Here is a 22,692-nt window from a genome sequence, read left to right as displayed (position 1 = left end):
GGGGCGTGAGGAAGCGCGAACGCCTCGTAGAAGGGAACGCCCGCCGGCGACGAACCCGCCGGCCCCGTATTGCGTCGCCTATCCCCGCCGTCGGGCCCTTCCGGAAATTTCGGCACCAGGACCGAACCATCTCTCCCGCGTTCCACGATGAGCCGTGAGAGTTCGGCCCGTGCTGTGCTCTTCATTTGGTAACCGCCCCAATCTGTACCGTGCGTGTTACGGCAGATCTGCGTACACACGTTCGCTCCCGCTCGGGAGTCGCTGTTCTCGACTCACTGTGGAGGTGAAATGAGTACGCTCGCCAGTAGGAGCAGCTTGACAACGCTGGTTTCAAGTCCGGGAGTTGTGCGTGATGACGGTACGGAAGTCACTGACTTCACGGCAGAAGTACGGCCAGGAGTTGCGGCTGCGTCGGCAGGAGTCCGACCTGACGCAGGAAGAGCTGAGCGAAGTGGTCGTGTGCTCGCCGTCGTTGATCAGTCACATTGAGGCTGGACGGCGCTTGCCGTCCCCCGAGGACGCACAGCGTCTGGACCAAGTGCTCAAGACCAACGGCTGGTTCAGTCGGTGGCTGGAGGACCTGGAGGCGCGGTACGCCGACCATTTCGCTGTAGCGGCAGAACTGGAGGGCCAAGCTATTGAAATCCGTGAGCATGCGGCGACGCTGATCCCCGGCCTTCTGCAGACGGAGGCGTACGCGCGTGCGGTATTCACCGCGTTCAGCCCGAACTACGTTGCCGACGAGCTTGACAAGCGCGTTATCAATCGAACAGAGCGCTCTCGAATCCTTGATAACCCCACTTCCCCCGTAATGTGGACGCTGCTCGACGAGGCGGTGCTCCGGCGGCCTGTCGGCGGCCCGGCGGTCATGGCCGCACAACTCGGGCGGCTAGCCGACATGGCGGACAACGGTCGTCTCCGCCTGCATGTGATCCCCTTCGCCGTCGGGGCGCATGCTCTGATGGAGAGCATGCTCTCCCTGATGGCCTTCGCCGACACAGCTCCGGTCGCCTACGTGGAAGGCGTGCTCACGGGAACATCGATGGACGACCCGGCGCTCGTGTTCAAGTGCCGATCGGCATACGATCTCGCTATCAGCGAAGCGTTGTCCCAGGCGGATTCACTTGCCCTGATCAGGGCGACAGCAGAGGAATACAGGCATGATCAGTGAGCGTGTCATACCCGACGCGTCCTCCTTGGAGGGCTGGCGAAAGTCCAGCTACAGCGGAGGCAGCAACGGAAGTTGCCTTGAGGTGATAGACGGCTACGTAACCGGCGTCCCCGTGCGTGACAGCAAGGACCCGCAGGGGCCCGCGATTGTGTGCGGCCGCGTGGCGTGGGCGTCGTTCGTCGCGTTCGCCGCTGGCTGTGAAGCCTGAAGGTAGGTCTTCGTCAAGTCTCCGGAGGGTTCGGTCAGCATGACTGCAGACGATCTCGGTGTGGTGACGTGGGTCAAGAGCAGCTACAGCGGGAGCAACGGCGGCAATTGCGTCGAGGTGGGCCGAGGCGGAGGTATCCGCGGTGTGCCCGTGCGTGACAGCAAGGACCCGCAGGGGCCCGCGATTGTGTGCAGCCGCGTGGCGTGGGCGTCGTTCGTCGCGTTCGCCGCTGGCTGTGAAGCCTGAGGGCAGGTCTTCGTCAGGTCTGCGGAGGGTTCGGTCGGCCTGACCGTAGGCGATCTCAGTACGGTGATGCGGCTCAAGAGCGGCCGGGGCCGCGTTCCACCTCGGCCGTCGCGGCGAGCGTCGTCGAGGTGATGCGAGGCGAACCGGGTCGGGAAGCCGCTCACCTCGCTGAGTACGCACCCGAGTGTGGGCTCGCCCCGGGCCGGGCCGGGCCGGGCTGGGCCGGACCGGCTCGCGGGGGCGAGTGGCGCCGGCGGCGAGCGGCGGCGAGGAGCTGGTCTCAAGGGACGAGGACGGTGCGGGTGCCGGTAGGCATCTTGGTGTCCCAGGCGGCTTCGACGTCGCGCAGGGGCATGGTGACGGTGTCGATGGTGAGTCCGGCGGTGGGCAGGCGGTCGGCGAGTTCCTGGTGGGCGGTGCGCATGTCGGCGGGGGAGACGGAGCCCTGGCCGCTGCCGCGGAAGTCGATGTTGGTCTTGCGCAGGGTGGCACCGGGCAGGGTGATGTCAGGCCCGGCCATCGCACCGACGTGGACCCAGCGCAGCCGGTGGGCGGCGTCGGCGCGGGCCGAGGCGATCGCGGCGAGGGCGACTTCGGTGGGGTGGCCCCACACGTAGTCGACGACGACGTCGACGTTCGCGGCGGCCTCGGCCAGGCGCCCGGCGACAGTGGCGTCGTCGGCGTCGAGGGAGACGGTGCGGTCGGCGCCGAGGCCGGGGAGCTTGGCCAGGGCCCGCGGGTCGCGCCCGGCGGCGGTGATGGTCTTGGCCCCCTCGTGGCGGGCGAGCTGGACGGCCATCTGTCCGGCGTTGCCCGTGGCGCCCAGGACCAGCACGCTCTCGCCGGGTTGGATACGCGCCCGGTGCGTCAGGGCGAGCCACGCCGACATCGCCGGGTTCATGGCCCCGGCCACGGTGACGTCGTCGACGCCGTCCGGCAGGTCGACCAGGGCCTTGGCCGGGACGGCGACGTACTCGGCCATGCTGCCGTTCGGGGCCTTGAGTCCGCCGAAGAAGACGCGCGCGCCGTCCGGGGTGAGGCCCACGCCGTCGAACCCCGGCACCAGGGGCAGAGTGCCGTCGCTGGTGTAGTGCGTGCCGGCCGCGCCGGACCGTACCCGCGGGTGCAGCCCCGCGGCCAGGACCCGCACGAGGACCTCCCCCGCGGCAGGTACGGGGTCGGGGAAGGACTGGTAGCGGGGCGGCCGGCCGAAGGCGGTGACGACTGCTGCGTGCATGGGGGTGCTCCTGAGCGTGGGACAGTCTGGCTTGAACCAGGGTGCTTCGTGACCCATAATATACGTGCCGCTAATCATTGCCGTTAAGTATTGCCGCTGAGCATTGACGTTGAGCTTTGACGTTGAGCATTCGCCTCCGGAGTCGCCGGACGCGCCGTACAAGGAGAGACCCCATGAGCCGGGACCAGGGCGAGAGCCTGTCGCTGACGGACGCGCTGGTGCAGTTGTCCTTCCTGGTGCAGTCCGTGATCGAGGAAGCGTGCGCCGAACACGGCACCTCCGCCGGGCAGGCCCGCCTCCTCGGCGTGCTGGAGGGCCGCAGCCCCGCCATGACCGAACTCGCCGCTCTGCTCGGCGTCGAACGCGCCAGCGTGACCGGCCTCGTGGACCGGGCCGAACGGCGCGGCCTGGTGCGCCGCACCCCGAACCCCGGCGACCGGCGCGCCTCCCACGTCCACCTGACCGACCAGGGCCGCCAGACCGAGGCGGCCTTCCGCGCGTCCGTCGCCCGCCGGATCGAGTCCCTGACCGCCGGCCTGCCGTCGGCCGACCGCTCCCACCTCGCCCGCCTCGCCACCCGGGTCCTGGGGGTCGAGGCGTAGGCGAACTCGGATGGGCCCGCACTCGGTGCGAGGATGGCTGTGTAACGTCATCGCGTTCGCACGCTTCCTGCTCGCGTGAGGGCACCCTGCTCCACCTGCTCCAGAGGGAAAGGCACGGACGACATGACGACAGAAGATCTCGGTGGCCGCGCGATGAGGCGGGTGCTGGTCACCGGGGCCTCGCGCGGGATCGGCCGGGCCGTGGCGCTGGCGTTCGCCGAGCGCGGGGACCGGGTGGGGGTGCACTACGCGGCCAACCGCGCCGACGCCGAGGAGACGCTGCGGCGGCTGCCCGGCTCCGGCCACGCCCTGCTGACGGGCGATGTCGGCGACCCGCAGGCGGCGCGCGGGATCGTCGACGAAGCCGTGGAACGCCTCGGCGGGGTCGACGTCCTGGTCAACAACGCCGCCACCGCCACCTCCGACGCCACCCGGCACGCGGTGGCCGACGTCTCCTACGAGGACTGGCAGCGCGTCTGGCACCGCATGGTCGACGTCAATCTGCTCGGCGCGGCGAACGTGACGTACTGCGTCGCCCGGCACCTGATCGACCGCGCCGCCACGGGCAGCATCGTCAACATCGGTTCCCGCGGGGCCTTCCGCGGCGAACCCGACTTCCCCGCGTACGGCGCGAGCAAGGCCGCGCTGCACGCCTTCGGCCAGTCGATGGCCGTCGCGCTCGCACCGCACGGCATCGCGGTGGCCTCCGTGGCCCCGGGCTTCGTGGCCACCGAACGGCAAGCCTCTCGGCTGGCGGGCGACGACGGCGAAACCCTCCGCGGGCAGAGCCCCTTCGGACGGGTCGGAACCCCCGAGGAGGTCGCCGCCGCGGTGCGCTACCTCGCCTCACCGGAGGCCGCGTGGTCCTCCGGAACAGTCCTCGACCTCAACGGAGCTTCCTACCTTCGGACTTGAGCCAGCCGCCTGTGCGGTCCCGGGCTCGTACGGTCCGGGGCTCGTACGGTTCCGGGCTCGTACGCTCGCAGGCTCGTACGGCCCGGGGGCAGCCCCCAATCGCGGCGGCGCTCAGCTCATCCCATCCTGCCGAGCCAGCGGCGGCACACATCCGCCGTGACCGGCTCGAAGAGTTCTGGGCTGGACACTTCGAAGAGGAACTGCGCCAGCAGATCGAGTTCCGCCTCATCGCTGCCGCCGTCGCCAACGTCAATCGCGACACCAATGTCGATGCCGTCAGCCATATGGACCGCGAAGGCCCACTCCGGCAATTCCTTGACGTCCAAAACCCCGGACAGGCACCGTTCCAGCACGCTTCGCACGGCCCTGCGGTCCAGAGTCACTGAGTTATCCGAGTGGATACGCGAATGGATATCCGAGTTCCTCGCGTGCTGGTCGTATCGGCTCGCCGTCTGAATCAGTCCTCGCAGCGGCGACTCCCAACGGACCAGGCCGGCCAGCGCTTCACGAGCCTCCGAACGAGTCTCCGGCTCCATATACCGCTTCCCTTGTTCGATCGTGTACTCGCAGGAGAGTTCGGTTGGCGACCGTAGGTCCAATCCGGCACGGAGAGCAGGCATTTGGCGGTACCGTAATCGCGTCATCACGTTCCGTGCGTACGTACGGAGCGGCCCCCAGTGGTGCTCACAACACCGTCCTGAGGGCCTTCACCGCGAGTGGAAGAACAGGTCCCACCGGGATGCTCAGGTATGTTATCGCGCCCACCGGGCGCTACGTGAAGGCGTCGCACGACGTCGTCCGTCATTGTCGCCTGAACAGCGACGCCAAGATCCTTCTGCTCTACGTCCAGGGACTGCCCGAGTCCGAGGCCGCCAGGCCGCTCGGCGAGCACGCGCGGCGGCTGGGGATCACGGGCAGGGCGTTCCAGAAGGCGAAGCGACAACTGGTCGAGGCGGGCTACTTCCACGACTGGCGATGGCAGGGCGAGCGCGGGCGCTGGATGACGGAGCAGGTCTTCGCCAATGTCGTGCTCAGCGCCGAGGACGCGGTCCGGGTACGGGACGGGGCACCGCCGAGTGCGCGGCCTCCGACGGTCGGTGGGCCGACGGGCCGGAGGGCCGGTGGTCATCTCCGTAAGAAGAAGAACGAGGAGAAGAACTCCTCCCGCCCACCCACCGCTTCCGTGGCGGAGGCCCGATCCGAAGCCGTGGCCGAAGCCCCGACCGTGGCCCTCGTCGACGGCCCGGCCACACCCCTGGTCGACGGCCCGGCCGTAAGCCTGGCCGAAGCTCCGCCCGCAGCCCTGGCCGAAGGCTCGACCGTAACGCTGGCCACAGCTCCGACCGTAACGCCGGCCGCCGGGCAGCCCGCCCCGGATGGCGATCGGACCTCCCCCGAACTCCGCCTCCGCCAGAAGATGTTCGAACCCCACCTGGCCGAGGCGGAGAGGGTCCTCCTCTCCCTCCGGCACACCGACCGCCGCCTCCGCCTCGGGGCGGCGGAGGCCCGCGAACTGGCCGCCAGTGCCGTCGAGTGGTTCCTGCGCGGTGCCGGGCCCCGCGAACTCCGAGAAGCCCTCACCACCGGCCTCCCGCCCGAAGGCGTCTACTACGCCCCCGGTTTCCTCCGGCGCCGCCTGGCCGACAAACTGCCGGAGGCCGCGCCGAGCCTCCCTCAACAGCAACACCGCTCCCGTACGCCCCAAGCCCCGCCCCGGCCAGCCCAGTTCGTCACCTGCCAAGGGCCCGGCAACGAACACGTCTTCCGCCCGGTCGCCGACGAAACCCACTGCGCCCCCTGCCGCCAGTCCCGAGCCGAGGCGGCCCACGCCGCCACCTTCGCCGACCAGATGTGAGGCCGGTACGGCTCGGGGTGTTGCTGCCTAGCTGTACTGACGGGGTACGTTGCACGTTGCTTGAGAGCAGGGGGCCTGAAAACGGCAATCACGCGGCAGGGGTTGAGTGCCTGTCAGCCAGGCCCCTGGCGAGCTGGCTGACGCGTGCGCGGGCCGTCTCAGGGGCGAGCACCTCGATGTGGTCGCCGAACTGAAGAAGCTGACGCACCGACTCGATGTCGGGGTAGCGCACGACGACGACGCACGAGCCGTCTTCCGCGTCGGAGACATGGTGGATGCGGGTTCCGAGGATGCGCCGCGCCAGGTCGAGACCCTTTTCCGGCAGGCGGATGGTCACGCTCACGCGGTCTTGCTCCTCAGTGCGTTTCTTCAGCACGGCCCATCTGGTGCGGAGGGTTTCGCCTGATTGGAGCGCGGCTGGTGCGTCTAGCTGTTCGAAGGCCGACAGCCGTTCCAGAGCGAACAGCCGGCTGTCGCCCTGGTCATCGGCGACGAGATACCAGCGACCCGATTTCGCCACGATCCCGTACGGGTCGACCACCCGTGCCGAGACCTGGCTCTCGGCGCTGCGCCGGTACAGGATGCGAAGGCGTCGCCGGTGTCGCAGGGTCGAGGCCAGGTCCGATACTTCGACCGCTACCTCGGGGGCGGCAAACCACGCTGTGCTGTCGACAAGCACAAGGTCAGCCAGCCGCGGCGGGCTCGGCGACTCTGGTGCCGCAGCCTGGCGGGCGGCGATCTTGCGCTCGGCCGACTCCCACGCCGCAGTCAGGCCCATTCGCTCACATAGTGCGCTGTCCAAGCCGGCTACGGACAAGGCTTCCAGTTCCGGGGGTTCCAGGTGGGATGCGCTGAGCCGTGCACTGGGGAGCAGGACGATCCCGCCGTTCCGTCCACGTTCGGCATAGACGGGCACGCCCGCTATCGATAGCGACTCGACGTCCCGCAGCACAGTCCGCCGGGATACCTCAAGACGCTCGGCTAGTTCCGTGGTAGTGAGCCGCTGCCGGGTCTGCAGGAGCAGCAGGAGATGCAGGAGCCTTGAAGCCTTCATGCGTACCCATGTTCTCAGAAAAGGTGACAGGTTCCGTCGCGATTGGTTGATCCACTGGGCGCTGGACCGAGAAATCAACGAGTTGAGGAGCGCTCCATGCCCGCACCGAACCTGTTCCTGATCGGCGTCCGCGACGCCGAGGCCGCCACCGCCTTCTACAGCGACCTTTTCGAGATCGAACCGACCTTCACCAGTCCCCACTACGTAGCCTTCGAAGCTGCCCCCGGTGTTCTGTTCGCACTGTGGACGGGCTACAGCGAGCACGCGGCCCCGAGCCTCCCTCGTACGACAGAGATCGGGCTCATGGTGCCGGGGCCATCGCAGGCGATTGACGAGATCTTCACGAGGTGGGCCGCGAAGGGGGTCCACGTTGTGCAGGAGCCGCATGATGCTGTCTTCGGCCGCACGTTCGTGGTCACGGACCCTGACGGCAATCTCATCCGGGTCTCCCCGGTCGACTGACCTGCACTATCTCTCCGCGCTTATCTCCAAGCTGAAGGGTTGGCCCCACACCGCGTGCGGCAACCAGCCGCCATTCTCACGATTGATCAACGTGCCCGGTCGATACACCTAGCGGCTCGTCCACCAGGCGAGCCCTGAACCGGCCGCGGTCGTCGCGAGCACGCGGGTGTACGCGAAATGAGGCTGGACGGGCGACCCGCCTGCGTCGACAGTCATCGGGTGAATGTCGGCGCCAGGCGGGCGTCGCCGCTGGTGACGATGTGGTACTACTTTCGATTTGAAAGCACATTGTGGTCACCGAAGACGGCCGAAGGCAGCCGTAGAGGGCCGTAGAGGGCCGAAGAGGCGCCGAAGAGGAGTAGTCGTGTCCGATCAGGCGAGCCGCGTCACCTTTCAGCACGGTCAGGAGTTCCTGGCCGCGATTTCCGAGCGCTGGAACTACCAGATCCTGAGGGAGGTGTTCTTCGGGGTGGGCCGCTTCGGTGAGCTGAAGCGGGCGTTGGGGATCTCGCCGAACATCCTCACCGCGCGGCTCAACAGCCTCACCGAGCTGGGGCTGCTCACCAAGCGCGCCTACCGTTCCGACAAGCCGTGGTACGAGTACGCGCTCACCGACAGCGCCCGTGAGCTCGTCGTCCCCGCCATCGCTGCCGTCACGCGGTGGGCCGAGACGCATGCGACCGGCACCGATGCCGCGCGTCACCCGCTGATGCACACGACATGCGGCAACGCGACCGATCCGTACCTCGCTTGCAGTAGCTGTCACCAGCCCATCGAGGCCTCAGCCTTGCGTCCCGCCGTGCCGGCGGACGGCTGAGCGCCCTGGCCCGAGAGTCAAGTAGTACTGTTTTGCAAGTAGTAGCATTGCAGTACTAGTGACAGTGCATCGGAGATTGCCCCATGACAGACACCGAGACCGGCGCCGACACCGACACTGACGCCCAGGCCGACCCCAGGGACGTCACTGCTACCGGCACCGCACACGCCACGCCCGTACCCCACTGGGTCCTGAAATTCATGGATGCCATCGACACCCTGGAGTTCGAGGAGGGCTTCGCGCCGCTGACCGAGGACACCGACATGTTCTTCGGCACCGAGCACGTCCGCGGCGTCGAGGCCATCAAGGCGTTCTTTGTGAGGATCGACGAGCCGCTGAACATCACCCACGAGGTCCTGGAGTACTGGACCGCGGGCGACGGCGTCCGCCTGCTGCGCGGCGAGGCCACCATGGCCAAGAAGACCGCGCCGGACACGGTCGTACGCGCCCCGTTCACGCACATCTTCTACCTCGACCAGGAAGCCCCCGCCCGCATCCGCACCCTCCGCATCACCGCGGGCCCACTCCAGACCGACGCCGTGATGTGACGACGCCCCGGGGCCCGGGGCCGCATCGCCGGCCTGCGCATGGCCAACTCGAACGTGGGACCACCCCCGCACGCGCGGGGACCGCTCGGCCTCGGCGTACTCGTCGAACAGCTCCGGGGGACCACCCCCGCACGCGCGGGGACCGCAGGACGTGACCTGCTCGTTCGAATCGGCGGGCCCTGGTTTTTACTTGCCTGTGCAGTTTCTGGCATGGAGCATAAATCCCCTACCCCTAGGCCCGGACCCATCGTTGGGGCAACGTGGGCGGCTCGACCAGAAGGCCCGCGATGTGGGCCTGGACAGGCGACCACCAGTAGCGGGCACCGCCCCCGCGTCGCCGGGGCTGCCGCCGGCCCGTCACCCCCCAACCGGCCAGTACCCCGCCACATCCGCCGCCTCGTTCGTGGCCAGGCCCACGTAGCCGTCTGGGCGGATCAGGAAGAGGCCGTGGTCGGCGTAGGCGCGGGTGGCGTGGGCGTCGGGGTCGAGGAGGTCGGGGGTGGGGCCGGCTATGCGGTAGGTGCGGACGCGCGGCGTCAAACCGTCCACCGAAGTGGGGAGTTCGGTGTCTCCCAGTGCCAGCAGGGTGAAGTGCGGGCCGCGGAAGAGGTCGAACAGTCGCCGGGCCTCGCCCGTGCGGGCGTCCTTGCAGGGGGCGTCCGGGGCGCGGTCGCCCGCACGTAGCGCGGTGTCCGCAAGACCCGTACGGCGCTCCACGGACAGGGGGCTGTCGCGGTAGCCGAGGGCCAGTTGGTGGCCTTCGGGGCCGCGGTGGCTGCTGAGAGGGCCGGTGGTGGTGCCGCGGTGGAGGCGGGTGCTCAGGCCGAGGACGCCGGCGGCTACGGGCAGGCGTTCGGCCTCGTACGAGTCCAGCAGGGCGTCCGGCGCGCCGCCACGCAGCACGGCGGCGAGCTTCCAGCCCAGGTTGTAGGCGTCCTGGATGCTGGTGTTGAGGCCCTGGCCGCCGGCGGGGGAGTGGATGTGGGCGGCGTCGCCGGCGAGGAAGACGCGGCCTTCGCGGAAGTGCTCCGCCATGGCCGCCCGGGTGCGGAACACCGAGGCCCAACGGACCTCGCCCGCCGGCAGGCCCGTACGCTCGGTGACCACGCGGCGCACCGCCTCCGGGGCGGGGTCCGGGTCGCCTCCGTCGAAGCGGATGTAGGTCTGGAAGAGGTTCGAGTGCGGCAGCGGGCACATGGCGACCGCGCCGTCGGGGTGGGAGTTCCAGGTGTGCCAGTGGGTGCGCACCAGGCCCGCCTCGTCCATCTCCATGTCCGCCGTCAGCATCGGCGTCGGGTCCACCGTCTCGCCCGTGAAGGTGGTGCCGAGGGCCGCCCGTACCGTGCTGCGGCCCCCGTCCGACCCGATCAGATACGCGACCCGTACGCGCTCGAACGCGTCCCCGGGGCCCGACAGCTCGGCCGTCACGCCCTCCGCGTCCTGGGCGAAGTGCGTGAGCCGCACCCCGAACTCGACCTTCCCGCCCAGTTCCGCGAGCCGCTCCCGCAGCACCTCCTGCGTGCGCGACTGCGGCAGCAGCCACGGCTCCGCGTACGGCGTGTCCGGGGTCGGCTCGCCGCGGGTCATCATGTCCCAGTCGCGGACGCGCTCGCCGTTCTCCCAGGCGGTCATCGTCGGGTACGGCGAGCCCTTGGCGTGGATCGCCCCGATGACCCCGAGGTCATCGAAGACCTCCTGCGTACGCGGTTGCAGCCCCTTTCCGCGCGAGCCGGGGAAGGCCGCCTCCGCCGCGTCGATCAGGCGGTGCGGCACGCCCCGCCGGCTCAGCTCCAGCGCCAGCACCAGGCCGGCCGGGCCCGCCCCGGCTATCAGCACCTGCGTCGTTCCCGTTGTGACGGTGGTCTCGGGCATGGTCTCACCCACTCCTTAACGACGTTCAATTTAACGTTGTTAAGGGTGTACTGAACGGCGTTAAACTGTCAAGGTGGCAACCCGAATCGATCGCGAACAGGTAGTGGGCACCGCCCTCCGCGTGCTCAATGACGTCGGCCTGGAAGGGCTGACCCTGCGCCGCATCGCCAACGAACTGGGCGTGCAGGCCCCCGCCCTCTACTGGCACGTCAAGAGCAAGCAGGACCTGCTCGACGAGATGGCCACCGAACTGCTGCGCCGCGCCGCCCTCGACTTCGACGAGGCGCGGGAGGGCGGCGGGGGCGAAGACATCGGGGCTTCCGGGGCTTCCGGGGGCGACCGTACTGGCGAGGGGAGCGCGCCCGGCTGGCAGGAGCCCTACGCCCAGGCCATGCGCTCCCTGCGGCGCGTACTCCTCCGCTACCGCGACGGCGGGAAGGTCTTCGGCGGTACGCGCTTCCGCGGCACCGAGTACGGCGCGCACATGGACCGGCAGTTCGCCGCCCTCACCGAGGCCGGGTTCGAGCTGCGGGCCGCCGCGCGGGCGGTGATGACGGCGTACGCGTACACCATCGGCTACGTCGTGGAGGAGCAGTCGACGCGCGGCGACATGGTCACCGGTGAGGGCGGGTTCGACGTGGACGTACGCGCCGAGCGACTGCGGGAACACCCGCTCGCCGCTGCCGCCGGCTACGAGATGTTCACCGAGTACGACGACGGGTTCGAGGCCGGGCTGGCGGCCATCGCCGCCGGGGTCGAGGCCACGCTGCTACGGAAGAACCGCTAGCCCCCCGGCCGTACCAGCCCCCGGTCGTACCAGCCCCCGGTCGTACCAGCCCCCGGTCGTACCAGCCCCCGGCCGTACCAGCCCCTGTCCGGGGCAGCCCCCGTCCGTACTGGCCCCTGTCCGGGTCAGTCCCCATCCGCCGTGCAGTCCTCCGCCGGCGGTCTGCCGCCCTCCGGCCACGCGTGGCCCACGAAGTCCACGCTCCTCGTGCGCGGGTTCAGCCGGACCACCGGTACCGACTTGTCGTACGGATTGCCGTAGTTGTCCAGGCAGATCCAGCCGCTCGCGCCCCGCACCTTGTCCGCGCCGTGCAGCCGCAGCCACGCGTTGCGCACCTGGTCGAGGCTGGGGATGGTCCCGGAGCCGTTGCGGGAGTTGTTGCGGATGGCGGTGATCGCCGTCCAGGCCGCGTCGTGCGTCGTGACCGCCCGCGAATCGGTGAGGTCGACCCGGCCGATCGGGCCGACCGGTTTGCGCGCCGCCTCCGCCGCGAGGCCGCTCAGCTCCTCGTACGCGGCCTTGGAGCCGCCCGTCGCGGGGGCGCCCGGCGTGGTCCAGGCGTCGGGGTGGGAGACGGAGGCGTACTCGACGCTCACGCCGCCGCGCAGGGCGTCCCAGTTCAGCTTGGCGTCCGAGGAGAGCGTGGAGGCGGCGTAGCCGGAGACCACGCGGTACTGCTTGTCCGTACAGGCCCGCGCGCCCAACTCGTTGATGAACTGCCTCAGTTGTACGGGCCGGCCCGCGAAGTAGATGTCCTTGGCCGTCGAGTTGCAGATGGTGTTGACCATCTGGTGGAAGTCGTTGGACGTGCTCCCCTCCTTGCTGAAGTCGGCGGGGGAGCGGAACTGCTCCGGCGCGCGCGGCGCGCCCTTCGTCAGCTCATGGAACGCCTTTTTGAGGGTGACCGTGTAGTTGTCGTCCTCGCGCAGGTCCTCGACGACCAGCGAGTGCTCGGGCGCCTCGTCCTTGCCCCCCTTGTTGAAGAAGGACAACGCCGCCGCCTGGTCGCGTGTGGTCGGCAGTACGCGCACGAACCCCTTGTACGCGTCCGGGTGCGCGGCGCTGTTGCCGATGTCGTTCGCGGTGACGGCGCCCCCTACCACGGGGATATGACGCTCGTTCGTCAGCCGGGCGATGGCCTGCTGCGTTGCCCGGACGCTCACATTGAACGCGACGACCGCCCGCAGGTGCTCCCCCGCCCCGGCCCGCCGCGCCAGGTCGTCGGAGACCGCCGGCCAGTACGCGTGGTCGCGCCCGGGGTTGGCGAGCAGCAGCCGGATCTTGGGCGTCTGGTCGTTCGAACGGTGGTTGGCGCGGTACTGGGCGAGATACATGCCCTGCACCTCGGAGAGGACCTTGCGCTGCTCGAACGGCTCGTCCGCCGTCATCGGGATCATGATGGCGACGGAGACGTGCGGTACGCGCGCCACACTGTCGTTCTCGGCCTTGATCCGCGCGCTGACCTCGTCCAGGTTCCCGGCGAAGCTGAAGCCGCCGTCGCTCACCCCCACGCACTCCCCGCCGCGCCGGTCGACGCCCGCCGCGCACGTACGGTCGGGCCGGAGCCAGCCGTACAGCGTCCAGCCGCCCCCGGCGAGCAGCGCCAGCGCCAGCAGCCCCGCCGCGGCCTTCGTCAGCGGGCCCCAGGTCCGCAGCCCCGCGAACCCCCGCCGCGCGCCCCGGCGGCCCGGCAGCCCCACGAACCCCGTCAACCCCGCGAACCCCGCGTGTCGCAACCGCCTCATGAGCCTTCACCCTCCGGAATCCGCAGATCGGGGGCGCGGACCTGGCCCTCCAGCCCGGCCGCCCACATCTGCGCGGCCTGCCGGTACGTGGTGTCCTCGGACCGCTTGGCCTGATGCAGCCGCTCCAGCTCCGCCCGTACCGTGCCGATGTCCTCCGGGCGCGGCGCGTACGACAGCGGGTCCGACAGCCGCCATACGGTCGTCAGGAGGCGGCGAATCGCCCAGTGCAGGTCGTCGGGGCCCTCGCCGGGCGGACAGGCCGCGCACGCGGGCGGCCGGGGGGAGGGGTCCGGCAACGGCGGACCTGACGATGACGGGTCTGATGGCGGCGGATCTGATGGAAGCGGACCTGGCGATGACGGATCTGACGAGGGCGGATCTGACGACGGCGGGCCTGGCGGCGGAGGCTCCGGCGGCCGCCCCAGGGCTTCCGGCGGCTCGGGCGAAGGCGGATACGAAGGCGAGCGGTCCGGCCCCGGCCCCCGCCCCCGCGCCTCCGGGCCAAGCTCCCCGCGCCAGTGCGGTGCCGCGCAGATCAGGTTCGCGGAGGCGAGCCAGCGGGCGGGCGGGGTGTCCGCGAAGCGCCGGTGCATCGCGTGCGCGACGGGCTCGACCCTGCGCAGCGCCAGGGTGTGGTGCAGATACGTGTCGCAGTGCCCCGGCGCGTACTCCGCGAGGCCGCCAGGGTTGTAGCCGGCCCGCAGGTTGAGGTGCACCCTGAACCACCGCGGATCGCCCGCGAGTTGATGCAGCAGCAGCGCCCGTACGGCCCGGTCGTCCTGGAGCCGGGCCGTGGCGAGGTGGTCCATGGCCTGCTCGACGCGGGCGGCGGCGTCGCCGTCCGGATGGAAGGCGGCCCACAGCCGGAGGGCGGCGGCCCGGTCGCGCGCCGCCGCGAGGAACGTCAGCGCGGCCCGCGCCTCGGCGTCCGGCAGCAGGCTCTCCAGCAGCCGGGGCGCGGCGGCGTCGAGGAGGCGCGCGGCGTCCGGGCGCTCGCCGCTCCGCCGGAGCCGTACCGCCTCGTCGGCCAGCAGCCGGGCGCTGCCGGTGCGGCCGCCGCTGTACCGCTCGACGAGGTGCGGCAGTTCGGCTGGGTAGTCGGGGGTGGCGTTGAGCATGGCCCGGATGGCGGAGCCGGTGACGGCCGGGATGCCGAGCGAGATCTTGGGCCACTCGCGGGGGAGGTCGCGGATGTCGGGCTGGGGCGGCGGGTGCGCGCGGCCGTCGCCGAGGGCCGTGACGACGACGGCCGGGCGCTCCGAGCCGCCCGCGCCCTGCCCGTACCGCTCGCACAGCAGGTCCAGGAACCGCCGGCCGGCGGGCGTGTGCCCGTTGTCGAGGAGCAGCAGCGGCCGAGGGGCCCGGTTCCACTTCCGTACGACGCCGTAGTGCTCGGCGATGTCGTCGAGGAACGCCTCGACCAGCAGCGACTCGGCCTCCCGGCGCCGCTCCCCGTACCGCCGGAAGTCCCATACGGACGCGAAGAGGCGTTGCAGCCCGTCGCCCTGGAAGTACGGCAGGTGCTCGCCCCACCAGCGCAGCGCGCCCCGGTCCGGGCGGGTCAGGAGCTGGTCGCGGGCGCTCTGCAGGGTGGCCGCGATGACGGCGTCGATGCCGGGGAAGACGGGCACGAGCGTGCCCAGGTTGCTGATCACCGCGTCCACCCACTGACGCAGCGCGGCGCGCCGCCGCCGGGGGTCGGGGCGGTCCTCCGTGACGATCCGCAGCAGCTCCTCCTGCGCGCGCAGCAGCCCCGGCGGGCCGATGCCCTCGCCGTCCGGCCGCCAGGCGGTGACGACCAGCAGGCCGAGGTGGAGCCGGGGAAACCGCACCGGCCGGTGGAACGCGCCCGCCTTGAGCCCGAGTTTGTGGGAGACGAGGTAGAGCAGATTGGTCACCGGCGAGGCGTTCGGCGCCTCCTCGTCGTGCACGCCCGCGACCAGCCCCGGCTCGCCGTACTTGCTGTCGGCGAAGTCGGCGCGGGCAAGCGGCGCCTGGTCCTTGTACGCGGCGAAGAGCGCGTCCAGCAGCGCGGTCTTCCCCGTGTCCCGGCCGCCCACCAGCTCCACCACCGGGTTGCCCTCCCGGTACGCGCAGACCCGGATGGCACCGCCGCGCTCGCGCCCGACCAGGCACGGCACGAGATCGTCGAGCAGCACATCGAGGCCGTACAGGCTCCGCACCATGAACCAGCCTCCATCCGCCACCGGCATCCACCGCCGGCCGCCCCCTTCGCCGCGCGCAGAGGAACCTAGCGGACCCGGCCGCCCCCGACGGCGCGGTCGCCAAAAGACCCCCTACAGGGGTGAGTCATCCATGGCCCCCGCTCAGCCAACGCCGAAGGCCCCGTACCCGGTGAGAGATTCACCGAATACGGGGCCTTCGCATGGAGCGCCCGGCAGGCCTTGCACCTGCATTTCCCGCTGGATGGCGGGCGTCTTGCCTTGGACCACAGACGCGCGACTCCCGCGCCGCGCGCCGGAGTTACGTAGATGATCTTACATGATTCGAGGGGTCTCGCCGACCGCGTCGCCCGTCGGGCGGGGTGGGCCCGAGAGGGATCTGCGGAGTACCGGCGTCAGGCGGCGTTCCACCAGGCGGTGGAGGAGCCAGGCCAGTGCGAGCATCAGGGCGAGGGTGAGCGCGAAGGTGGCGTATGAGGGGATGCCGAGGTTTCGGTGGAGGACGGCGATCACTACCCAGCCGACGTGCTCGTGGAGGAGGTAGAAGGGGTAGGTGAGGGCGCCGGCGACGGTGAGCCAGGGCCAGTTGGCCCAGCGGAAGGCGCCGAGGGCTATGGCGGCGACGGCCGCGTAGCCGGCGGCGACGATCGCGATGATGACGTACGGCGAGCGGTACGAGAAGAAGTGCGGGTTCGGGGCGTGCCACAGGGCCGCGACCGCGTAGTGCTGGCCGATCAGGAAGCTGACGCCGACGATGCCCCAGGCCAGGGCGGAGTGGCCGAAGCGGTGGATGAGGTAGAGGCCGACGCCGCCGATGAAGTACGGGGCGTACTCCGGCATCAGGACGGCCTTGAGGAAGTCCTGGTGCGAGGCGTCCGCGAGCACCGCGCCCAGCGTCCACACCGCGCAGAAGAGCACCACCCGTTGGCGGGTCGCGCCCGGCAGCACGACGAAGAGCGCGAAGAGGGCGTAGAAGCGCAACTCCGCCCAGAGCGTCCAGCACACGCCGAGTACCCGGTGCGCGCCCACCGGCATCTGAAGCATGGTCAGGTTGACCAGGGTGTCGCTCGGCGACACCGTCTTGTACGCCACCCACGGCAGCGCGAAGACCACGGTCACGATCAGGATCGCCGCCCAGTACGCGGGGTACAGGCGCGCGACGCGGGAGGCGAAGAACGAGCGCAGCGGGCGGCCCCAGCCGCTCATGCAGATCACGAAGCCGCTGATGACGAAGAAGATCTGCACGCCCAGGCAGCCGTACGAGAAGGCCGTGGACAGCGACGGGAACTGGGCGCGCGGCGAGGTGCCCCACGCCTGGCCGACCTCGCCCGTCCGGCCGCCGTAGTGGTAGAGGGCCACCATCAGCGCGGCTATCAGCCGCAGCCCGTCGAGGGCCCGCAGTCGGCCGTGCGCCCCCTTGCGCGCCCCGCCGGTACGGGCCGGATCGGCGGCGGGCGGGGGCGTCGGTATCGGGTCGGGCAGGGGCAGGCCCGCGCCGGAGGGGGCGGGGTCCAGGGACGCCGTGCCGTAGGAGGAGGCCGCGCTCATCGGGCCGCCCCTGCCCGGCGGGAGACCGCCGGTTCGTACGCCCCCGCCCCACGGGAGGCCGCCGCCCCACGGGAGGCCGCCGCTTCGTACGCCCCTGCTTTGTACGCCTCCGCTTCGTGCGCCTCCGCTTCGTACGTACTCACCCCAGTGCCGCCGTTCGCTTGACCAGCCGCCGCTGCATCGCCCGTGCCCGGCGCGCGACCTTGCGGACCGTCGGGTTGCGCGGCAGGAAGGCGAGCTGGGAGGGGAGCGCGCCGGGCAGCGCCAGCGAGGTCAGGCGGCGGCGCTTGAAGTACCGCCAGGTGTGGGGGTTGAGGTTGGCGGCGAGGTAGCGTTCGGCGGCCGGGCGCAGTTCCGGGTAGATCTGCGCCTGCATCGCGAAGCCGACCGCCGACAGCAGACCGGTCAACTGCTCGCCCGCCGCGGTGCCGGCGGGCGGGGTCCAGCCCCTGACCGTCTCGGGGCGGTTCAGGTCGGGGAGCAGGGCGTCCGCGATCGTCACCGGCACCCGGTTGCTGTTCTGGTACGGGGTGAGCCGCTCCAGCAGCAGCTCCGTGCCGAGGCGGGCGGCCGGCAGACCGTACAGGGCGCTCGCGGTCAGCAGTGCCGTGGAGAAGCAGCCGACGACGAGTGCGGGCCGCAGGCGCTGGTAGAGGACCTCCGCCAGAACGGGCGTGTCCAGGACCACCAACTCCACGCCGAGCCGCCCGGCCTCCTCCTCCAGCATCCGCGACCAGCGGGCGGGCGCGGTGGGGTGGGGCTTGAACACCACTGCTCGATGACCGAGTTCGACCGCCCCGCGCAGCATTCGCACATGCAGCTCCTCCTCTTCCACGGGGGTGAGGATGTCCAGTGCCGAAAGGTACTGGCCCAGCAGCAGCGCGGCGCCCTTCGGTGCGGTGATTTCCGCGGCGGAGGCCGCCAGATGGGCCAGGACCTCGGTGAACGCCTCGGTGGGCACGATCTCGGCCGGCACCCCGAACTCGGTGAGCAGCAGCGGGCGCAGCCCCGGCACCAGGTCGAGGTGGAGGAGGCGGCGGACGCGGGTGCCGATGAGCGGGTCGAGCTTGTTGCGGGTGGGGCCGTAGCTCATCAGGCCGTCGGCGTAGACCTCGACGGGCGCGCCGGGGAAGAGCTGGGCGAGCGCCAGCGCCGGGTTGACCTGGATGGACTCGACGATCAGCTCGATGTCGTCGTCGCCGAGGTCCCAGAGCAGCCGCAGATGGCGCTCCCACAGCGGCACGTCGTCCGCCCGGGGGGACCAGCCGCCGGGGTGGAAGGGGCGGATCGTCTCGTTCCAGGAGAGCAGCCCGTCGAAGCGGTCCCGCAGCAGCTCGAAGCCGGGGGCGTCCTGGAGGGACGGCGTCGTCTCGGGGATGGCCGCGTTGTTGGAGACGAGCAGCAGCCGGCGGCCGGCGGGGGCGAACCGGCCGGCGTCGAGGGCGGCGGCGAGGGTCGCGGCCCCGTACAGCGTCGAGGCGAGGAAGATCTGGGTGCGGGGGCGGCCGGGGCGGCCGGGCTCGGCGGGCCGGCCGGCCGAGGCGGGGCGGTCGCACGCGGTGGGACGGTCGGACTCGGCTAGGCGGTCGGCCGAGGCGGGACGGTCGCGGTGGTCCGACCGGAGGGAACGGTCGGCGGCGGGCTGGGCGGTCATCAGGCCGACACCTCCGACACGGCCGCCCGGCGCCGGACCCTGCGCAGCCGCGCCGCGCGCTCGTAATCCATGGAATTCAGCGCATCCTTCAGAATATCCTGCGGCATTCTTTTCATCGCCGCCGCGCTCATCGAGCGCAATGTCCTGGCCACGGCCGGTTCGAATCGTTCGATGGTGCCGAGCTGATGAGAGATAATCGCGCAATACGTGCGCACGGCCTTCGGCAGCAGCCGGTCCGCGTCCGCGTCCCGGGCTGTTTCCTCGATGACCCGATCAAATGCGTGGATGAAATCGAGCTGCCGCACATCGCCGATCTGCGTGAGCGAGGAGGCGACGCCGCGCCGGTAGAAGACGCCGAGCAGCCCGGCCACCGCGAAGGTCCGCGCCTCGCGGTGCAGCCGCCAGATCCACGGCCGGTCCTCGGCGGTGCGCAGCCCGTGCTGGAAATGCAGCAGCCCGTCGTCGAGCAGGCGGCGGTGGTACATGCCCGCCCACGCGTAGGCGTAGTCCACGGAGGTGGAGCGGTCGGCGGGCAGGATCGCGTCCCGCGGATCGAGTACGACGCCGCGCCGGCCGTGCGGCACGCGGTGCACGGAGCGGGCCCGGCCGGAGCACTGGACGTGGTCGGCGCGGACGAAGTCGACGCCCAACCCCTCTATGAACGCGAGGAGTTGGGAGAAGTAGCCGGGCGCGAGCCAGTCGTCGCCGTCGAGGAAGGTCAGGTATTCGCCGCGCGCCGCGTCGAGGCCGGTGTTGCGGGCGGTGGCGAGGCCGCCGTTCTTCTCGTGCCGCACCAGCACCGCCCCCGGCAGCTCGCGCTCGGCCTGCCGCAGCAGCTCCGGCGTCCCGTCGCTCGAACAGTCGTCGACGAGAATGAATTCGAAGTCCGCACGCGCGTTCGCGCGCAGGCTCCGCAGCGTGTCGGGGGCATAGGTCTGCACGTTGAAGAACGGCACGATGACGGAGAGCTTAACCACCCGGGTGAGGCTATGGGGCCGCCCGGCATTCGTCTTGACGCCGGGCGGACGTAGGGGTGAACGAAGTACGTCCAATTGGTGAACCGGTCACGCGGAAAGGTCGGTTCTTGTTCCGTCATCCTGTTGTTTACCGAGCGTTGAACTCCTGTTGGGCAACGAAACGGAATGAATTCCTATCGTCGGCGTCGTGTCATCACGTACGCATTCCCCGCCGCGGGTAGCCGTCCTCGCCGATTCCGACACCCGGTGGAAATGGGGCGCGCTCACCGCGCACCGCCTCGCCCCCGGCGGCCGGCTCGACGGGTTCCTGCTGCGCGGCCGCGCCACCCCCACGGTGCGCCAGCTCGCCGAGGTCGGCGCGCGGGCCGACGCGCTCACCGAGGTGACCGGCACCGAATTCGTACGTACGGCCGACCGTAGTCGCTACGACGTGATCGTGCTGTCCTGCGTCGGCGGCGCCGTCCAGGCCATGGTGCACGGACTCGCCCGCTCCTGGGCCGGGCAGCGCCGCCGCCCCGCCGTCGTCACCGGCTACGTCGGCGTCGTCTACGAGAAACTCGCCGACGGCCTGCTGCTGCGGCACGGCGCGGACGTGGTCCTCGCGGGCTCCCGCCACGACGCCGAACGGTTCCGCGCCGTCTACCACGGCGTCGGCGCGAGCGCCGACTCCGTCGTCGAATGCGCGCTGCCCTTCCTCGGCGGCGACCGCTACGCCCCCGCCCCGCCCGGCGAGGTCCAAAGCCGCCCGTACACCGTGGTGTTCGCCGCCCAGCCCTCCGTGCCCGACACCCGCGCCGCCCGCACGTACCTGCTGAAGCGGGCCGTGCGGCACGCGCGCCTGCACCCCGAGCGCGAGGTGCTGATCAAGCTCCGCAGCAAGCCCGGCGAGCACACCACGCACATCGAGGAACTGCCCTACCAGAAGCTCGCCGCCAAGCTCCCCGACCCGCTGCCCGACAACTGCCGCCTCGTCTACGGGCACATGGGCGAGGTACTCGACCGCACCGACCTGCTGGTCACGGTCAGCTCCACCGCGGCCCTCGAATCCCTGCACCGCGCCATCCCCACCGCCGTCCTCACCGACCTCGGCGTCCGCGAGACCCTCGGCAACCACCACTTCCTCGGCTCCGGCTGCCTCGCCTCCTGGGACCAGCTCGACGCCGGCCACCGCCCCGAGCCCGATCCCCGCTGGACCGCCCGCCAGGGCGTCGCCGCCGACGGCTCGTACGAGCGCGCCTTCGACGCCGCCCGCGACCGCGTCGCCGACCTCGTCGCCGCCCCCGAACTCCCGCCCCTCGCCCCCTACTACACGCCCGCCACCGCGCCCGGCTACCTCCCCGGCATCCTCGCCCGGCACGGCCTCGACCCCACCGGCGACCCCCTGCCGCACACCGCCGAGCCCCGCGAGGCCGGCCCGCTGCGGCGGGCCACCCGCAACGCCATGCGCGACGCCGCCCGCGGCGCGTACCGGCACGGCGTCCAGCGCGTCGCGCCCGTCATCCGCCGCATGGGCCAACTGTGACGACCGCACCCCAAGGAGCCGCCATGCCCCCGACCGTCCTGGCCGTCATCCCCGCGCGCGGCGGGTCGAAGGGCGTGCCCGCCAAGAACCTCGCCGCCGTCGGCGGCGTGCCGCTCGTCGCCCGCGCCGTGCACGAGTGCCGGGCTTCCCGGCACATCACCGACGTCGCCGTCTCCACCGACGACCCCGGCATCGCCGCCGCCGCGCGCGGCGCGGGCGCCGTCGTCGTACAGCGCCCCGGCGACATCGCGGGCGACACCGCCACCAGCGAGGCCGCCGTGCTGCACGCCATGGACGCGTACGAGGCGGCGCACGGCACCGCCGTCGACGTGGTCCTCCTCGTCCAGTGCACCAGCCCGTTCATCGCCCGCGAGGACATCGACGGGGTCACCGAGGCCATCCTGGCGGGCGGCGCGGACACCGCCCTGACCGTCGCCCCGTTCCACGGCTTCGTCTGGCGCGCCCCCGACGCGGCGGACGACCTGCCGACGGAGGAGACGAGCACGACCGCCACCGGCGGCATCGGCGTCAACCACGACAAGTCCTACCGGCCCCGCCGCCAGGACCGCCCCCAGGACTTCCTGGAGACCGGCGCCGCCTACGGCATGCGCGCCGACCGCTTCCGCGCCGAGAAGCACCGCTTCTTCGGCCGTACCGAGCTGGTACGGACCGACGCCGCCCGCGTCCTGGAGATCGACGACCCGCACGACCTGGCCCGAGCCCGCGCCCTCGCCCCGCTGCTCGACGCCGGCCGGCCGGGGGCGCTGCCCGGCCGCGCGGACATCGACGCGGTCGTCCTCGACTTCGACGGCACCCAGACCGACGACCGGGTCCTGATCGACTCCGACGGCCGCGAGATCGTCGCCGTGCACCGGGGCGACGGGCTCGGCATCGCCGCGCTGCGCCGCGCCGAACTGTCCCTGCTGATCCTGTCCACGGAAGTTAACCCGGTCGTCGCCGCGCGGGCCAAGAAGCTCCAACTTCCCGTCCTCCACGGCATCGACCGTAAAGACCTGGCGCTCAAGCAGTGGTGCGAGGAACAGGGCATCGCACCCGAGCGCGTGCTGTACGTCGGCAACGACGTCAACGACCTGCCGTGCTTCGACCTCGTCGGCTGGCCGGTGGCGGTGGCCGGCGCGCACGACGTGGTACGCGGCGCGGCGCGCGCCGTGACCTCCGCGCCCGGGGGCGGCGGGGCCATCCGGGAGATCGCCGCCTGGCTCCTCGGCCCGTCCCTCCAGCCCGTCTGACCCGCCCCCGCAGGCGGCGGACCAACTCGACCAGCAGCC

21 protein-coding genes are annotated in these 22,692 nt (G+C 71.2%); 12 read left to right on the top strand and 9 right to left on the bottom strand.

Features of this window, described 5'->3' with window-relative positions:
- Positions 1–352: 352 nt before the first annotated feature.
- The 3 genes from IF55_RS26525 to IF55_RS37665 are packed head-to-tail and all read left to right on the top strand — an operon-like array spanning position 353 to position 1,625.
- Complete coding sequence (locus IF55_RS26525; protein WP_030887365.1) at positions 353–1,171, top strand: helix-turn-helix domain-containing protein; 819 nt, start codon at positions 353–355, stop codon at positions 1,169–1,171.
- Positions 1,161–1,379, top strand: coding sequence for a DUF397 domain-containing protein (locus tag IF55_RS26520; RefSeq protein WP_030887362.1), 219 nt, complete (start codon positions 1,161–1,163; stop codon positions 1,377–1,379). Before IF55_RS26525 ends, IF55_RS26520 begins: the two co-directional genes overlap by 11 nt.
- 39 nt (positions 1,380–1,418) lie before the next feature.
- On the top strand, positions 1,419–1,625 hold the full coding sequence (locus IF55_RS37665; protein WP_078645240.1) for a DUF397 domain-containing protein: 207 nt from the start codon (positions 1,419–1,421) through the stop codon (positions 1,623–1,625).
- Between the two features lie 280 nt (positions 1,626–1,905).
- On the opposite strand, the gene IF55_RS26515 is transcribed toward IF55_RS37665, so the two are convergent.
- A complete protein-coding gene (locus IF55_RS26515; RefSeq protein WP_030887359.1) occupies positions 1,906–2,862 on the bottom strand; it encodes a quinone oxidoreductase family protein in 957 nt (318 codons plus the stop codon).
- Positions 2,863–3,035: 173 nt separating this feature from the next.
- Between IF55_RS26515 and IF55_RS41240 the strand changes: the two genes are divergently transcribed.
- Both IF55_RS41240 and IF55_RS26505 read left to right on the top strand, forming a co-directional pair.
- The gene (locus IF55_RS41240; RefSeq protein WP_048832478.1) at positions 3,036–3,464 is read left to right on the top strand and encodes a MarR family winged helix-turn-helix transcriptional regulator; all 429 of its coding nucleotides are present in this window, start codon (positions 3,036–3,038) and stop codon (positions 3,462–3,464) included.
- A gap of 153 nt (positions 3,465–3,617) precedes the next feature.
- The gene (locus IF55_RS26505) at positions 3,618–4,379 is read left to right on the top strand and encodes an SDR family NAD(P)-dependent oxidoreductase (protein ID WP_030887356.1); all 762 of its coding nucleotides are present in this window, start codon (positions 3,618–3,620) and stop codon (positions 4,377–4,379) included.
- A 116-nt stretch (positions 4,380–4,495) separates the two neighbouring features.
- On the opposite strand, the gene IF55_RS26500 is transcribed toward IF55_RS26505, so the two are convergent.
- Positions 4,496–4,915: a hypothetical protein gene (locus IF55_RS26500; protein WP_037966252.1), complete on the bottom strand. Its 420-nt coding sequence runs from the start codon at positions 4,913–4,915 to the stop codon at positions 4,496–4,498.
- A gap of 203 nt (positions 4,916–5,118) precedes the next feature.
- Here IF55_RS26500 and IF55_RS39530 point away from each other — a divergent pair, with 203 nt between their 5' ends.
- On the top strand, positions 5,119–6,234 hold the full coding sequence (locus IF55_RS39530; protein ID WP_048832476.1) for a hypothetical protein: 1,116 nt from the start codon (positions 5,119–5,121) through the stop codon (positions 6,232–6,234).
- A gap of 88 nt (positions 6,235–6,322) precedes the next feature.
- Here IF55_RS39530 and IF55_RS26490 read toward each other — a convergent pair whose 3' ends face one another.
- The gene (locus tag IF55_RS26490; RefSeq protein WP_030887348.1) at positions 6,323–7,288 is read right to left on the bottom strand and encodes a helix-turn-helix transcriptional regulator; all 966 of its coding nucleotides are present in this window, start codon (positions 7,286–7,288) and stop codon (positions 6,323–6,325) included.
- Between the two features lie 96 nt (positions 7,289–7,384).
- On the opposite strand from IF55_RS26490, the gene IF55_RS26485 reads away from it, so the two are divergent.
- From IF55_RS26485 to IF55_RS26475, 3 genes are all read left to right on the top strand, one after another.
- Positions 7,385–7,750, top strand: a complete 366-nt coding sequence (locus IF55_RS26485; RefSeq protein WP_030887346.1) for a VOC family protein — start codon at positions 7,385–7,387, stop codon at positions 7,748–7,750.
- A gap of 364 nt (positions 7,751–8,114) precedes the next feature.
- On the top strand, positions 8,115–8,567 hold the full coding sequence (locus IF55_RS26480) for a winged helix-turn-helix transcriptional regulator (RefSeq protein WP_030887345.1): 453 nt from the start codon (positions 8,115–8,117) through the stop codon (positions 8,565–8,567).
- A gap of 200 nt (positions 8,568–8,767) precedes the next feature.
- The gene (locus tag IF55_RS26475) at positions 8,768–9,115 is read left to right on the top strand and encodes a hypothetical protein (RefSeq protein WP_048832502.1); all 348 of its coding nucleotides are present in this window, start codon (positions 8,768–8,770) and stop codon (positions 9,113–9,115) included.
- 357 nt (positions 9,116–9,472) lie between these two features.
- Here IF55_RS26475 and IF55_RS26470 read toward each other — a convergent pair whose 3' ends face one another.
- Positions 9,473–10,987, bottom strand: coding sequence for an FAD-dependent monooxygenase (locus IF55_RS26470; protein WP_030887340.1), 1,515 nt, complete (start codon positions 10,985–10,987; stop codon positions 9,473–9,475).
- 73 nt (positions 10,988–11,060) lie between these two features.
- On the opposite strand from IF55_RS26470, the gene IF55_RS26465 reads away from it, so the two are divergent.
- Complete coding sequence (locus tag IF55_RS26465) at positions 11,061–11,774, top strand: TetR/AcrR family transcriptional regulator C-terminal domain-containing protein (protein WP_030887337.1); 714 nt, start codon at positions 11,061–11,063, stop codon at positions 11,772–11,774.
- 125 nt (positions 11,775–11,899) lie between these two features.
- Here IF55_RS26465 and IF55_RS26460 read toward each other — a convergent pair whose 3' ends face one another.
- The 5 genes from IF55_RS26460 to IF55_RS26435 form a co-directional block, all read right to left on the bottom strand.
- The gene (locus tag IF55_RS26460; protein WP_245661428.1) at positions 11,900–13,519 is read right to left on the bottom strand and encodes a type 1 periplasmic-binding domain-containing protein; all 1,620 of its coding nucleotides are present in this window, start codon (positions 13,517–13,519) and stop codon (positions 11,900–11,902) included.
- Complete coding sequence (locus IF55_RS26455) at positions 13,516–15,705, bottom strand: hypothetical protein (RefSeq protein WP_030887332.1); 2,190 nt, start codon at positions 15,703–15,705, stop codon at positions 13,516–13,518. The genes IF55_RS26460 and IF55_RS26455 overlap by 4 nt, the downstream gene beginning before the upstream one ends.
- 312 nt (positions 15,706–16,017) lie before the next feature.
- Positions 16,018–17,250, bottom strand: coding sequence for an acyltransferase family protein (locus tag IF55_RS26445; protein ID WP_078645238.1), 1,233 nt, complete (start codon positions 17,248–17,250; stop codon positions 16,018–16,020).
- Between the two features lie 139 nt (positions 17,251–17,389).
- The gene (locus IF55_RS26440) at positions 17,390–18,904 is read right to left on the bottom strand and encodes an alpha-2,8-polysialyltransferase family protein (RefSeq protein ID WP_245661426.1); all 1,515 of its coding nucleotides are present in this window, start codon (positions 18,902–18,904) and stop codon (positions 17,390–17,392) included.
- A complete protein-coding gene (locus IF55_RS26435; protein WP_030887325.1) occupies positions 18,904–19,881 on the bottom strand; it encodes a glycosyltransferase family 2 protein in 978 nt (325 codons plus the stop codon). The genes IF55_RS26440 and IF55_RS26435 overlap by 1 nt, the downstream gene beginning before the upstream one ends.
- Positions 19,882–20,068: 187 nt before the next feature.
- Between IF55_RS26435 and IF55_RS26430 the strand changes: the two genes are divergently transcribed.
- Positions 20,069–21,403, top strand: coding sequence for a DUF6716 putative glycosyltransferase (locus tag IF55_RS26430; RefSeq protein WP_030887322.1), 1,335 nt, complete (start codon positions 20,069–20,071; stop codon positions 21,401–21,403).
- Positions 21,404–21,426: 23 nt separating this feature from the next.
- A complete protein-coding gene (locus IF55_RS26425) occupies positions 21,427–22,653 on the top strand; it encodes an acylneuraminate cytidylyltransferase (protein ID WP_030887319.1) in 1,227 nt (408 codons plus the stop codon).
- Positions 22,654–22,692 lie beyond the last annotated feature (39 nt).

Source organism: Streptomyces varsoviensis, assembly GCF_000718635.1.
Lineage (GTDB): Bacteria > Actinomycetota > Actinomycetes > Streptomycetales > Streptomycetaceae > Streptomyces > Streptomyces varsoviensis.
The sequence above is the reverse complement of the archived record's forward strand: the minus strand, read 5'-3'. Positions and strand labels throughout refer to the sequence as shown.